The organism is Armatimonadota bacterium (genome assembly GCA_031081675.1).
In the GTDB taxonomy this organism is placed as follows: Bacteria; Sysuimicrobiota; Sysuimicrobiia; order Sysuimicrobiales; family Kaftiobacteriaceae; genus Calidihabitans; species Calidihabitans tengchongensis.
Genome location: JAVHLZ010000004.1, coordinates 76,675 through 89,763, shown reverse-complemented (window position 1 = coordinate 89,763; position 13,089 = coordinate 76,675). Strand labels below are relative to the sequence as shown.

Genomic DNA, 13,089 nt, shown 5'->3' with positions numbered 1-13,089 from the left:
GGGATCGGGGATCCGGGATCAGATCTGGCAGGCCCCCCTCGCCCCAGCCCTCTCCCGCAGGGAGAGGCGAGCCGGTGTGTTCGACCATTTCCCTACCGTCCCCACACCTGGCGGAACACCCGCAGGGCGTTCTGGCCGAGGACGTTGCGGACCACCTCCGGAGCGTGGCCGCGCTCGAGCAGGGCGGCGGTCAGCCGGGGCAGGCAGGTGACGTCCTCCAGACCGGCCACGGCGTCGCTGAAGCCGTCGAAATCCGACCCCAGGGCCACGTGGTCAGGGCCCGCCACGTGGATCAGGTACTCCAGATGGTCGAGCACGCGGTCCAGGGACGCCCCGCCGGTGAAGGCCGGGTAGAAGTTCACGCCGATCACGCCTCCGCGCCCCGCGATGGCCCGCAGCTGCGCGTCGGTGAGGTTGCGCGGGTGGGGAACCAGCCCCGCGGCGTTGGAGTGGGTCGCCACCACCGGCCCCCGGGTCGCCTCCAGGACGTCCCAGAAGCTGCGCTCGGAGAGGTGGGAGACGTCCACCACCATCCCCACCGCCTGCATGCGCTCCAGGACCCGGCGGCCCAGGGGCGTCAGGCCGCCGTGCCGCGACTCCAGAGCGCCGTCGGCCAGCCCGTTGCTGGCGTTCCAGGTCAGGCTCATCATCCGCACCCCCCGGCTGAAGAGGGCGTCCACCCGGTCGGGGTCTCCCCCCAGCGCGGAGGCGTTCTCCACCGCCAGGACCAGCGCCAGCCGACCGGCGGCGACCAGCGCTTCGATCTGCTCGACCGAGGTGGCCATGCCGACCAGGTCCGGCCGGGCGGCCACCAGCCTCCGGGCGGTGTCCAGAAGCGCCGCGACGATCTGGTAGCCGCGGTCGGCGTCGCGGGGATGCACGAACAGGGCGCAGACCTGCACGTCCACGCCTCCCTCCCGCAGCCGCGGAAAGTCCGAATGGCCGGCCGTCGTCCTGCGGGTGACGTCCCGCCGACCGCTGTGGGCATCCAGCAGGAAGTCGTTGTGCAGGTCCACCACGACGGCCTCGCGGTGGAGGACCCGGGGATCAGGCGCAGGCCGGACGCCCATGGCGGGCCGCGCGGCCCCTACGGGGACGCCTCGGCGGGGCACGCGCACGGCGTCTGGCCGCACTTCGGGCAGGCGTCCGCGTACCGCGAGGCAGCCTGCTCGATGTCCACCCCGCACAGCGTCGCCAGGCTGGTGGTCCAGGCCAGCACGTCGGCGATCTCCTCCCGCAGCGAGGCGGGGGAGCCGTCGCGCAGGGCGCGGGCCAGTTCGCCCACCTCCTCCACCAGCCAGCGGAAGGTCCCGTCCGCACCGCGGCGGCGGTCCCGCTCGCCGTAGATGAGGGCAATCCGCCGTTGAAACTCCCGCAGCTGCACGCCTCACCTCCCGTCCTGCCGGGTGCGGTCCAGAATTTCGCGGCGGCGCGACCCCGGCCCTGTGCGCGCGGTGCCCGGACGTGCGTGCCGCCTGCCGGGGATTCGTGCTATAGTGGCTGCGGTCGCGAGGGCGGGGCGCGCGGGTGAGGTGGAGCCGCCCGGAACAGCTGGTGACGCTGGGGGCGCTGGCGGCCGCCCTGGTGGCCGCCGGGGCGCTGGCGGCGGTGCGCCGCCCGGCCCCGCCCGTCCGCCTGATCGAGCCGGCGCCGGCGGACGCGGTGGTTGTGCAGGTGGACGGGGAGGTCGTCCGGCCGGGCCTGTACCGCCTGGCCGCGGGCTCGCGGGTGGCGGATGCCGTCCAGGCCGCCGGGGGAATGCTGCCGGGCGCCGACACCCAGGCTCTCAACCTGGCGCGGCTGCTGCGGGACGGTGACCGCGTGACGGTTCCCCCCCGCGCGTCGCTGGACCCGACCGGCCCGGGGGCCCCGGTCAACATCAACACCGCCGACGCCGCCCGCCTGGAGACCCTCCCGGGCATCGGCCCGATCCTGGCCCGCCGGATCGTGGAGTACCGCAACCGCCACGGACCGTTCCAGCGCCTGGAGGACCTGCTCCAGGTACAGGGCATCGGCCCCCGGCTGCTGGAGCGCCTGCGGCCGCTGGTGACCGTCCCGTGAGGGAACCCCAGGGCCGGCCGGCCCCGTAAGCACAGAGAGGCGGGCAGGGAGAGGTGAGGGTGCGCCGACCGACGCCGCCTGCGCCCGGCACCACCCCGGACGACGTCGCTGCCTTCGAGGCCCTGGTGGCCCGCTACGGCCAGAAGATCTACGCGCTGGCCTACCGCATGGCGGGCAACGAGGCGGACGCCCGCGATCTGGCCCAGGAGGCGCTGATCCGGGTGTGGCGGCACCTGGGGTCGGTGGATCCCGCCGCCGCCCTGGAGGGGTGGCTGTACCGGATCGTCGCCAACCTCTTCATCGACATGCTGCGGCGACGCCCGCCGGTGCGGATGGACTCCCTGGACGCGCCCGTGACCACCCGCGGGGGAGGGGATGTGGTGCGGGAGGTGGCCGATCCGCGGGCCAATCCGGAGGCCGCCGTGCTGGACCGCGGGCTGGACGCCGACGTGCAGGCGGCCCTGATGGCCCTGTCCCCGGAGCTGCGGGCGGTGGTGGTGCTCTGTGATGTGGAAGGGTACTCGTACGAGGAGATTGCGGGAATGTTGCAGGTTCCCGTGGGGACGGTGAAGTCCAGGCTGCACCGCGCCCGCCGGACCCTGGCCGACCGCCTGCGCCACCGCCTGGAGGCGTCGCCGTGACCCACTCCCGGCTGGTCCGCCAGCTGTCGGCCTACCTGGACCGCGAGCTTCCTCCGGACGACGAGCAGGAGGTCCGGGAGCACCTCGCCGGGTGCGATGCCTGCCAGGAGGAGCTCCGACGCCTGCAGGCCGTGCGGGCGATCCTCCGCCGGTTGCCCGAACCCCGGGCACCCGCGGACCTGGCGGCGGTGTGGGGACGGCGCGGCCGCGCCGGACGCCGGTGGCCCGCCACGGCGCGCATCGCGCTGGCGGCGGTCGCGGCGGCGGTGATCGTGCTGCTGGCCCTGCCCGCGGTGCGCGGTCGGCTCGACCGCCTGCGCGCCGCCGGGGCCGGCGTGGACGTGGTGGTGCGGGAGCACGCGCTGGCGGCGGCCTCCGACCCGTTTGCCGACCGGGCGTACCTGGGGCTGCTGATCAGCGATGCGAGCGCGGCTCTGGCGGGCGCGGGGCGCGGGGAGGACGAGCGCCGATGAGGAAGATCGCCGGGGCAATGGCTGCGACGCTGGCGGGGGCGGTCCTCGCTGCCGCATCCGCGGCCTCCCCGCTCCCGTCGGCGGACCGGGTACTGGAGGCCATGCTGGCCGCCCCCGGCGTGATCGACTACGAGGGCACCAAGGTGATGACCGCCGTGCGCGGGCCGCGGGCCGAGACGGTGACCGTGCTGGAGGCGTACAAGCGGCTGGGCCGGCTGCGGCTGGAGTTCCTTTCCCCCGACGGGCTGGCGGGACGCCTGGTGGTCGACGACGGCGCCGTGGCCTGGCAGTATGAACCCGCCCACCACCTGGTCATCCAGAACCCGTCCTTCGCGCGCCCGGCCTTCTCGCCATCCGTGGCGGACATCCGGCGGGCGTCCCTGGTGGCGGTCTTGGGTCGGGAGGAGGTCATCGGCCGGCCCGCGATCGTGGTGGCCCTGGAGCCCCGGGAGGGGGGAGCCAGCCGACGGTACTGGGTGGACGAGGCCACCGGGGTCGTCCTGCGCACCGAGGAGCGCGATGTTGCCGGCCAAGTGGTCTTCACCAGCTTCTTCACCCGCATCGGCTTCGGCCTGAACGTCCCCACGGCGCTGTTCCGGTTCACGCCGCCGGCCGGAGCGCGGATCCTCCCCCTGTACGTGTCCGGGGACCCGGTCGCCAGTCCGGACGCCCTGGCGCGCCAGGCGGGACTCTCCCGCGCCGTCCCGGCCGCGTTGCCGTGGGGCTACCGGTTCCGGGCCGGGTCGGTGGCGCGGCGGGGGGCTCTGACCCTCGCCTCCGCCGTCTATTCGGACGGCGCGCGGGCGCTGACCGTGTTCCTGGCGCCCGCGGCGCGGTGGCCGGTGCCGCAGGTGGGCGCCCCACACCCGGTCGCCGGCCGGATGGGGCGGATCGTGGACGTGGGGTACTTCCGGGTCCTCCTGTGGCAGGCCGGCGCCACCACCGCGGCCGTGGCAGGCAGCCTGCCCGCAGACGCCCTCGCGGTGGTGGCGGAAGCGCTGGCGCCCTGAGGTCCTCAGCGGGTCACGACGTTCACCAGCCGGCCGGGAACGACGATGACGTCGGCCACCTCCCGTCCGTCCAGGAAGCGGCGGACCTTCTCGTTGCTCAGGGCCAGCTCCCGGGCCTGGGCCTCGGTGAGGTCGGCGGGCACCTCCACCCGGTCCCGGACCTTCCCGTCCACCTGCAGGACCAGGGTGATGGTTGCGGCCCGCGCCAGCTCGGGATCGTAGGCCGGCCAGGACTGGGTGTGGACGCTGTAGGGCTCGCCCAACCGCTCCCACAGTTCTTCGGCGATGTGGGGCGTCATGGGGGCCAGCATCAGGACCAGGGCGCGGATCGCCTCCCGCCAGGCGGGCGTTCCCGCGTGGCGGGACCGGACCCGGTACAGGTAGTTGGTAAACTCCATGAGGGCGGCCAGGGCCGTGTTGAAGTGGAAGCCCTCCAGGTCCTCGGTCACCTTCTTGATGGTCCGGTGGGTCCAGTGGCGCAGCTGCGCCAGGTCCGAGTCCGCAGTCCGGGATCCGGGCTCCGCGTCCCCCTTCCCCGGTTCGCGCGTCCCCGCGTTCCCCTCGGTGCCGACCACCAGGTTCCACACCCGGTGCAGGAACCGGTGCACGCCGTCGATGCCGCGGCTGTTCCAGGGACCGCCGCCCTCCCAGGGACCGATGAACATCAGGTACGCCCGCACCGTGTCGGCGCCCACGGCGCGCACGAAGTCGTCGGGGTTCACCACGTTGCCCCGGGACTTGCTCATCTTCTCCCCGTCTTCGCCCAGGATCACGCCCTGGTTGAACAGGCGCAGCATCGGCTCGCCGAAGGCGACCAGCCCCAGGTCGCGCATGACCTTGGTCCAAAAGCGCGTGTACAGCAGGTGCATGACGGCGTGCTCCACGCCGCCGGTGTACTGGTCCACGGGCAGCCAGTAGGCCCCCGCCCGCGGGTCGAACGGGCCCTCCCGGTAGTGGGGGCTCACGTAGCGGTACTGGTACCACGAGGAGTCCACGAAGGTGTCCATGGTGTCCGTCTCCCGCTCGGCCTCCCGCCCGCACCGGGGGCAGCGGGTCCGCCGGAACCCCTCATGGTACTTCAGGGGGGACTCGCCCGTGGGCAGGAACTGGGCATCCATGGGCAGCAGCACCGGCAGGTCGCGTTCGGGGACCGGCACGGTCCCGCAGTGACCGCAGTAGATGATGGGAATGGGCGTACCCCAGTACCGCTGCCGGCTGATCAGCCAGTCGTGCAGGCGGTAGTGCACGGCCCGGCGGCCGATGCCCCGCTGCTCCATGTACTCGGCGATCCGCTCCCACCCCTCCCGGGAGGGCAGGCCGTCAAACGGCCCCGAGTTCACCATCGTCCCCTCGTCCAGGTAGGCCTCCGGCAGGGGCGCGCCGGTCCACCCGGGAGGAGCCACCACGACCCGGATGGGCAGACCGTAGCGCCGGGCGAATTCGAAGTCCCGCTGGTCGTGGGCGGGCACCCCCTGGATGGCGCCGGTGCCGTAGGTCAGCAGCACGTAGTCGGCGATGAAGATGGGGACCGGCTCCCCGTTCATCGGGTTGATGGCGTACGCCCCGATGAAGACGCCGTCCCTCTCCCGCTCGGTGGACAGCCGCTCGATGTCCGACTCCCGGGCCGCCTTGTACTTGTACGCCTCCACCTCCGCCCGGCGATCGGGGGTCGTCAGCACGTCCACCAGCGGGTGTTCGGGCGCCAGGACCGCGAAGGTCATGCCGTACACCGTGTCGGGCCGCGTGGTGAACACCCGGAACGACACTCCCGGGTGTCCCTGTACCGGCAGGTCGAACTCCACGCCCCGGCTGCGGCCGATCCAGTTCTCCTGCAGGACCCGCACCCGCTCGGGCCAGTCGATCCCCGAAAAGTCCAGCAGCTCTTCGGCGTAGGCGGTGATCCGCAGGAACCACTGCTCCAGGGTCTTCTTGACCACCGGCGTCCCGCACCGCTCGCACACGCGCTCCTCGCCCACCACCTGCTCCCGGGCCAGGGTGGTGTTGTCCTGGGGACACCAGTCCACCGGCGCCAGGGCCCGGTAGGCCAGCCCGCGCTCGTACATCTTCAGGAAGAACCACTGGTTCCACCGGTAGTACTCCGGATCGCAGGTGATGATCTCCCGGGACCAGTCCCACATGGCGCCCATGGATCGCAGCTGGACGCGCATGCGGGCGATGTTGTCCATCGTCCAGCGGTAGGGGTGGATCCCGTGCTGGATGGCGGCGTTCTCGGCGGGCAGGCCGAAGGCGTCGAAGCCGATGGGGAACATCACATTGTACCCCTGCATGCGCCGGAAGCGCGCTCCCGCGTCGCTGGGCGCCATGGCGTACCAGTGTCCGATGTGCAGGTCCCCCGACGGGTACGGGAACATGGTCAGGAAGTAGAACTTGGGGCGGGGGTCGAAGTCCTTCGCCTCGTACAGGCGATCGGCCTCCCAGCGGGCCTGCCACTTGGCTTCAATGCGGGTCGGGTCGTAGCGGTCCATGGGATCACCGCGCCTCCGCCGCCGGGCGGGCGGCCTGGACGTATGTCAGCCAGCCGTGCCGGTCGGGCACGCGGCCGTCGGTGATGCCGAAAAACTCCTCCTGCAACCGCCGGGTCACGGGCCCGCGCCCGGCGCCGACGGGAATGCGGTCCACCGAGCGGACGGGGGTGATTTCCGCCGCGGTGCCGGTGAAGAAGATCTCATCGGCCACGTACAGGAAGTCCCGCAGCAGGGGCGCCTCCCGCACCGGAATGCCCAGGTCGGCGCACAAGGTCATCACCACTCCCCGGGTGACCCCGGGCAGGATCGCGCTGGTCAGCGGCGGCGTGTACACCACCCCGTCCTTCACCACGAAGATGTTCTCCCCGCTGCCCTCGCTGACGAATCCGGCGCTGTCCAGGGCGATCCCCTCGGCATACCCCAGGTCGGCCGCCTCCATGGTGATGAACTGGGAGGTGACGTACTGGCCGCCGATCTTCCCCATGGGCGTCCCCGTGCCGGGCGCGAGGCGCCTCCAGGAGCTGACCATCACGTCCACGCCCTGCTCGATGGCGTCGGCGCCCAGGTACCGGCCCCACTCCACCACGATGACGGCCACGTGCAGGGGCGACCGGCGCGGGTCCAGGCTGAACGAGCCCGCCCCCCGGAAGACGATGGGCCGGATGTAACAGGAGTCGAACCCGCTGGCCCGCACCGTCTGGACCACGGCGTCCTCCAGCTGCTCGGCGGTGTACGGCAGCTCCATGCGGAAGATGCGGCAGCTGTCCCGCAGCCGCGCCAGGTGCGGCCCCAGGCAGAAGACCGCCGGACCCCGCGGGGTGCGGTAGGCCCGGATGCCCTCAAAGACGCTGCTGCCGTAGTGCAGCGCGTGGGCCAGGACCGACACCGTCGCCTGCTCGGTGGGCACCAGGCGTCCGTCACACCACACCATCCTGCCGGGCGTCATTTCCCGCCTCCCCCGGCCCGCCGGCTCGCCTCCGGCGGCCGCAACAAAAAACCCGCCTCCGTCTCGGGGACGAAGGCGGCCTCCGTGGTACCACCCCGGTTGACAGCCCCGATGGTGGACCTGGCGGGAATTGAACCCGCGACCTCCCGCACGCCAAGCGGGCGCTCTCCCGCTGAGCTACAGGCCCCCGGCTGTCCTCTCCCTGCCGCGTCTCGTGCGGCCTCCCGGCCCGACCTACGCCGACAACCGACACACGCCGGTCTCGGGTTCGGCGGGCGGCTCCCGGACGAGTTCGGCCGGCTGTCCGGCGCCGGCGTCTCATCGGCTGCCGGCTCGCTGGGCCGCAGGCCGGCCTACTACTTCCGGTCGTCGCCTGTCTATGCGGCCGCCCCGCACAGCGGGGCGGCAGGCTAAGCGCCATTATAGCCGCAGCCGGCGCGCACCGTCAACGACGCCACGGGAGCGCGGTGATCCGTGGGGAGATCCATCGGCCGGGGTCGAGGCGGCCGTGGGGCGCGCGCCGGCCTGCTGTCCTAAGGCGCGCGGACGACCAGGGCGTCGTAGCCGCGCTCCCGCAGCCGCGCCGCCAGCAGGTCGGCGTCCTCGCGGGAGTGCGGCGGCCCGACCACCACCACGTACAGGATCCCCGAGCGGCGGATCTCCGCCTGGAAACCGTCCCGCGCCAGGCGTCCCACCTGGGCCACGGCGTTCGCGCGCTGGCGGAACGCCCCCGCCTGCACCCGGTACTCGGCGGCGGGCGCGACGGGTGCCGGAGATGCGGCGGACGGCTCCGCCGGCGGCGCCTGCGGGGACGTCGGTTCCGCCTCCGCCGACGCAGCGGGAGGCGACGCCTCCGCGGGGGCGGGAGATTCCGGTGCGGAGGCGGCAGGCGCCGGAGCCGGCTGGACGGCGGATGGGCCCGCGCTGCGGGGCCGCAGAAGCGGAAGGCCTGCCGCGCCCAGGTAGCCACTGGCTGCGCCCAGGGCGAACGCCAGGAGGAGCGCCGCCGCGCGCGACCGGGGTCCGGGCCGGGCGGCGGGGACCTGACCGCCCATGGCCTGGTAGACCTCGTGGATCAGGCGCTCGGCGGTGGCGCGGTCCGGCCAGCCGGCGCCCACTTCCTCGGGCACCTGGATGGTGATGCTGAACTTGCGCCCCGATCCCGCCTTCCCGCGCTCGGCCACGGTGCCCTCCCGGAATTCGCTGAAACTGCCATCAAACCTCCCGCACGACGGTCTTACCCGCCGGGCGGAGGTTTAGACTTCCCGTCGGCGGCGTCCAGGTCCCGCAGAGCCGGCCACCTCCAGGCGGCCACCCCCAGCAGGACGGAGAGGGCGCTAGCCCCCACCACCCCGCCGGCCACGCCGGCCCGCGACACCATCCACCCGCCCAGCGCGGCGCCCAGGGGAACGCCCAGAGCCACCACCGCGGCGTACGCGGAGAACACCCGACCGCGCAGGTGGTCGGGTGTCGCCCTCTGGCGGGCGGTCAGCGCCAGGATGGGATAGGGAGCAAAGACCACGCCGCCAGAGGCCATCATCGCTGCCGCCGGGGATATGCCCCCGGCCCACGGGAGGGCCACGGTCAGGATGCCCCACAGGAGCGGGCTGGCGGCCAGCCCGGCCCACGATCGTCCCTCCCAGCGGATGGCACCGCACAGCAGGCCGCCGGCCATCCAGCCCGCCGCGAACGCCGACCACAGGGCGCCCAGCGCCCGCGGTCCGGAGCCCAGCACGTCCCGGACCAGCACGGGCAGGGCGACCTCCAGAGGCCCGTAGGCAAAATTGTACGCAAACGTGAGCGCCGTCAGCGACCGCAGGCCCCGGTGCCCGGCCAGGTAGGCGATGCCGGCGATCAGGTGGCGCCCGCCGCCGGAGTCGGCTGCCCGGGCATGGGCTGGCGAGGGAGGCAGCCGGAGGAAGATGATCGCGCCGGCCATCAGCAGGGCCCCCGCCACCTCCAGGGTCCGGGGAGCTCCCAGCCCCGACGCCAGCAGCCCTCCCGCGGCCGGCCCGGTCAGCGTGGCCATCTGGCTGGCCAGGTCCAGCAGCGCGTTGGCGGTGGTCAGGCGCTCGGGCCCCACATAGGCCGCGGCCAGCATCTCCGGGCCGAGAAGGGTGAACGCCGCCAGCAGGGCGTCGGCGCCCAGCAGGGCATAGATGCCCGGCAGGCTCACGGCATCGCCGGAGGCCAGGGTGCCGAGCAGCGCCAGGATCCCGGCCCGCAGGGCGCAGGTGCCCACCAGGACCGTCCGGCGGTCCACCCGGTCGAGGATGGGGCCGGCGACCAGGGCCCCGGCCGCCCGCACGAGGCCGCGGACGAGAAGCAGGACGCCCACGGCTTCGGCCGAGCGACCCCTCTGGAGGACCAGCCACACCCCGGCCAGGGCGGTGACCTCCACGCTCAGCCAGTCCACCAGTCTCCCGACGACCAGGACGGGATAGGTGCGGATGGACAGGACCTGACGATACGCCGCCCACGCCGCCGGACGAGGACGGCCGGCCGCCGGAGGGGCGCGATGCCACGGACTCAGAGGGGCCTCTCGAAGTACAGGTAGACGCGCTCGGTGCAGGCTCCCAGATGGCGGACGAAACCGGAGGCGGCCGCGTCCAGCGCCCAGTAGGTGGTCAGGGGAACCAGCCGGCGGTCCCTGGCCACGACGGCCACCTCGCGGGCCAGCGCGGTGCCCACCCCCCGCCGCCGGTGGGCCTCGCGCACGCCCACCGTCCAGCGACCCACCGGGCCGTCGGCGCGCAGCAGACCCATCCCCACCGGCACCGACTGCCGTTCCGCCAGCACCGCCCACACCTCGCCGCGCCCCGGATCTGCGGGCAGCGTCAGCGCCGGAAAGACGTCGTCGCGCAGCCGCGCGATGGCGCGGGCATCGTCGGCCGCCGCCCGGCGCACGGTGTACCCGGGAGGGGGATCCGCCGGCCCCCGATCCATCCCGCGGGCCACCACCAGCGCGCTGCTCAGGGTGAACCCGAACCGGTGAACCAGCGCCAGAGCCCACGCGTTGGCCTCCGCGCACCGCACCGTCAGCCGGTCCTGGCGCGCCCGCTGGAACATCTCCACCAGGAAGTCGAAGATGGACTGCAGCAGCGTCCGGGCCTCGCCGCCGCCCAGGTCGTGGGGGGGACGGACCAGCACCTCCTCGGCCAGCGCCTGGCGGGCGACCTGCCCGACGACGATCACGCCGGCGGGCCGGCGGTCGATGTCGATCAGGTGCACCGACTTTTCGGCCTGCAGCCACCAGAAGTCCTGCGGGCGCGCGGGGCCGTAGCGGTCCAGGCAGGCCGAGTACCCGCCGCGGTAGGCGTGGTCATACAGCTCCACCAGGACCGGGACGTCGTCGGGGGCAGCCGGACGGATCGCCACGCGCACGGCGCGCCTCCCCTACCGCTCCACCACGATGGGCGCATCGGCCCACAGCCGTTCCAGGTCGTACAGCGCCCGTGCCTCCGGCCCGAAGACGTGCACCACCACCGCTCCGAAGTCGAGCAGGATCCACCGGGCCCGGGCATGCCCCTCGCGTCCGAGGAGGGGGACGCCGGCCTCGGCCATGGCCTCCTCCACGGCTTCCGTGATGGCCCGGATCTGCACCGCCGTGTCGGCAGATCCGATCACGAAGTAATCGGCCACCGGGGTGAAGGCGCCGATCTCCAGGATGACCACGTCCGCGGCCTTCTTGGCCTCCATGGCGCTGGCGGCGCGCACCGCCAGCGCCCGCGGCGCGGTCACGGGGATGCGCCCCCCCGGCGGTACAGCCCGTGCTTGTGGATGTACACCTCCACCGGCTCCGGGACCAGGTAGCGGATGGGGCGCCCCCGGGCCACCCGCTGGCGGATGTCGGTGCTGGAGATGGCCAGGGCGGGAATCTCCATGACGTGGATGTTGGCCAGCTGGGTGCCGGTGACGTTGAACCGGCGGAGGTCATGGGCGTCGATGGGAAAGCCGGGACGGCTGGCGGCGATGAACTGGCACAGGGTCAGCAGTTCGGCGGCCCTCTCCCAGGCGCCGCGCACGATCTGCAGGATGGCGTCGGCCCCGGTGATGTAGAACAGGTCGGCGGCCGCGTAGGTCTCGCGCAACTGCCGGATGGTGTCGATGGTGTACGACGGCCCCGGGCGGTCGATCTCGATGCGGGAGACGGCAAAGTGCGGGTTCGTGGCCGTGGCCAGCAGGGTCATCCGATAGCGGTGCTCCGGGTCGCTCACGCCATCCAGGCGTTTGTGGGGCGGATAGCGGTTGGGCACGAACAGGACCCGGTCCAGGCGAAACTGGACCCGGGCCTCCTCTGCGGTCACCAGGTGTCCGTAGTGAATCGGGTCGAACGTCCCCCCCATCACGCCGACGGCCGCCACCGGTGTCCTCCGCCGCTAGCCGTGTCCGGCGGCCGCCCCCGCCGGCACCGCGGCGCGCAGCGCGTCGGCCACCGCCGCCATCAACGCGTCCACGCCCTCCCCGGTGGCCGCGGAGATGGGGAAGACCGGGTAGCCGAGGGCGGCGATCCGCTCCGCCACATCGCCCGCCCGCTCCCGGGCGGCGGGCAGGTCGATCTTGTTCAAGGCCACCAGCATGGGGCGGGACAGCAGGCTCTCGTCGTACAGCCGCAGTTCCCCGTTCACCTCCTCGAAGTCGGCCACCGGGTCGCGGTCCGCCGCCAGATCCACCACGTGCACCAGGACCCGGGTCCGGGAGATGTGCCGCAGGAAGGTATGGCCCAGCCCCGCCCCCCGGTGGGCCCCCTCGATGAGCCCGGGGATGTCGGCCAGGACGAAACTGCGGCCATCGGGCAGCCCCACCACGCCCAGGCAGGGCTCGGTGGTGGTGAACGGGTAGTCGGCAATCTTGGGCCGCGCGGCCGAGACGCGGCTGAGCAGGGTGGACTTGCCCGCGTTGGGTTTGCCCACCAGGCCGGCGTCGGCGAGCAGGCGCAGTTCCAGCTCCAGCCGGCGCTCTTCCCCCTTCTCGCCGGGTTCGGCATACCGGGGCGCGCGCCGGGTGGGCGTGGCAAAGCGGGCGTTGCCCCGCCCGCCCCGCCCTCCCCGGGCCACCACCACCTGCTGGCCGGGGCGGACGAGGTCGGCCAGGACGGCGCCGGTGTCCGCGTCCATCACCACGGTTCCCACGGGCACCGGGACGATCAGCGAGGCGCCCCGCCGACCGTGGCGGCGGCCCCCCTCGCCGTGACCGCCTCGTTCGGCGTGGTAGTGCTGGCGGTAGTGGAAGTCCAGCAGGGTGGACAGGCGCTCGTCGGCGACCAGGATCACGTCGCCCCCGTCACCTCCGTCGCCGCCGTCGGGACCGCCCTTGGGCACGAACTTCTCCCGGCGGAAGCTCACGCAGCCCCGGCCGCCGTCCCCGCCTTTGACATGGATGACCGCACGGTCGATGAACATCGGCGGGAGGCCCCGTGATGCCGGCGGCCACGGCGGGCCGCACAGCGCCGTGGCCGCAGGCGGGTCGAGA

13 protein-coding genes, 1 tRNA gene and 1 pseudogene are annotated in these 13,089 nt (G+C 73.5%); 4 read left to right on the top strand and 11 right to left on the bottom strand.

What is annotated here, in order from left to right; translation table 11 throughout:
- Window positions 1-92 precede the first annotated feature (92 nt).
- A complete protein-coding gene (locus tag RB150_02595) occupies window positions 93-1,070 on the bottom strand; it encodes a dipeptidase (GenBank protein MDQ7819428.1) in 978 nt (325 codons plus the stop codon).
- Window positions 1,071-1,087: 17 nt separating this feature from the next.
- On the bottom strand, window positions 1,088-1,384 hold the full coding sequence (locus tag RB150_02590; protein ID MDQ7819427.1) for a MazG nucleotide pyrophosphohydrolase domain-containing protein: 297 nt from the start codon (window positions 1,382-1,384) through the stop codon (window positions 1,088-1,090).
- 143 nt (window positions 1,385-1,527) lie between these two features.
- Here RB150_02590 and RB150_02585 point away from each other — a divergent pair, with 143 nt between their 5' ends.
- The 4 genes from RB150_02585 to RB150_02570 are packed head-to-tail and all read left to right on the top strand — an operon-like array spanning window position 1,528 to window position 4,185.
- Window positions 1,528-2,061 (top strand): ComEA family DNA-binding protein, encoded by a 534-nt coding sequence (locus RB150_02585; GenBank protein ID MDQ7819426.1) that lies wholly within the window; start codon window positions 1,528-1,530, stop codon window positions 2,059-2,061.
- A gap of 59 nt (window positions 2,062-2,120) precedes the next feature.
- The gene (locus RB150_02580; GenBank protein MDQ7819425.1) at window positions 2,121-2,702 is read left to right on the top strand and encodes a sigma-70 family RNA polymerase sigma factor; all 582 of its coding nucleotides are present in this window, start codon (window positions 2,121-2,123) and stop codon (window positions 2,700-2,702) included.
- Window positions 2,699-3,175, top strand: a complete 477-nt coding sequence (locus tag RB150_02575; GenBank protein ID MDQ7819424.1) for an anti-sigma factor — start codon at window positions 2,699-2,701, stop codon at window positions 3,173-3,175. The genes RB150_02580 and RB150_02575 overlap by 4 nt, the downstream gene beginning before the upstream one ends.
- The gene (locus RB150_02570; protein MDQ7819423.1) at window positions 3,172-4,185 is read left to right on the top strand and encodes a sigma-E factor regulatory protein RseB domain-containing protein; all 1,014 of its coding nucleotides are present in this window, start codon (window positions 3,172-3,174) and stop codon (window positions 4,183-4,185) included. The genes RB150_02575 and RB150_02570 overlap by 4 nt, the downstream gene beginning before the upstream one ends.
- Before the next feature lie 5 nt (window positions 4,186-4,190).
- Here RB150_02570 and leuS read toward each other — a convergent pair whose 3' ends face one another.
- The 9 genes and pseudogenes from leuS to obgE all read right to left on the bottom strand — a co-directional run bounded on the left by leuS (window position 4,191) and on the right by obgE (window position 13,019).
- Window positions 4,191-6,671, bottom strand: coding sequence for a leucine--tRNA ligase (leuS, locus tag RB150_02565; protein MDQ7819422.1), 2,481 nt, complete (start codon window positions 6,669-6,671; stop codon window positions 4,191-4,193).
- A gap of 4 nt (window positions 6,672-6,675) precedes the next feature.
- Complete coding sequence (locus tag RB150_02560) at window positions 6,676-7,602, bottom strand: branched-chain amino acid transaminase (GenBank protein ID MDQ7819421.1); 927 nt, start codon at window positions 7,600-7,602, stop codon at window positions 6,676-6,678.
- Window positions 7,603-7,729: 127 nt separating this feature from the next.
- Window positions 7,730-7,804, bottom strand: a tRNA-Ala gene (locus RB150_02555).
- Window positions 7,805-8,150: 346 nt separating this feature from the next.
- Complete coding sequence (locus RB150_02550; GenBank protein MDQ7819420.1) at window positions 8,151-8,801, bottom strand: SPOR domain-containing protein; 651 nt, start codon at window positions 8,799-8,801, stop codon at window positions 8,151-8,153.
- A gap of 53 nt (window positions 8,802-8,854) precedes the next feature.
- Window positions 8,855-10,069, bottom strand: a complete 1,215-nt coding sequence (locus RB150_02545; protein ID MDQ7819419.1) for an MFS transporter — start codon at window positions 10,067-10,069, stop codon at window positions 8,855-8,857.
- Between the two features lie 77 nt (window positions 10,070-10,146).
- Window positions 10,147-11,001, bottom strand: coding sequence for a GNAT family N-acetyltransferase (locus tag RB150_02540; protein ID MDQ7819418.1), 855 nt, complete (start codon window positions 10,999-11,001; stop codon window positions 10,147-10,149).
- Between the two features lie 12 nt (window positions 11,002-11,013).
- Window positions 11,014-11,358 carry a ribosome silencing factor gene (gene rsfS, locus RB150_02535; GenBank protein MDQ7819417.1) on the bottom strand — a complete coding sequence of 115 codons (345 nt, stop codon included), beginning with the start codon at window positions 11,356-11,358 and terminating at the stop codon, window positions 11,014-11,016.
- A complete protein-coding gene (nadD, locus tag RB150_02530; protein MDQ7819416.1) occupies window positions 11,355-11,981 on the bottom strand; it encodes a nicotinate-nucleotide adenylyltransferase in 627 nt (208 codons plus the stop codon). The genes rsfS and nadD overlap by 4 nt, the downstream gene beginning before the upstream one ends.
- 54 nt (window positions 11,982-12,035) lie before the next feature.
- Window positions 12,036-13,019: pseudogene (gene obgE / locus RB150_02525) on the bottom strand (GTPase ObgE).
- Window positions 13,020-13,089 lie beyond the last annotated feature (70 nt).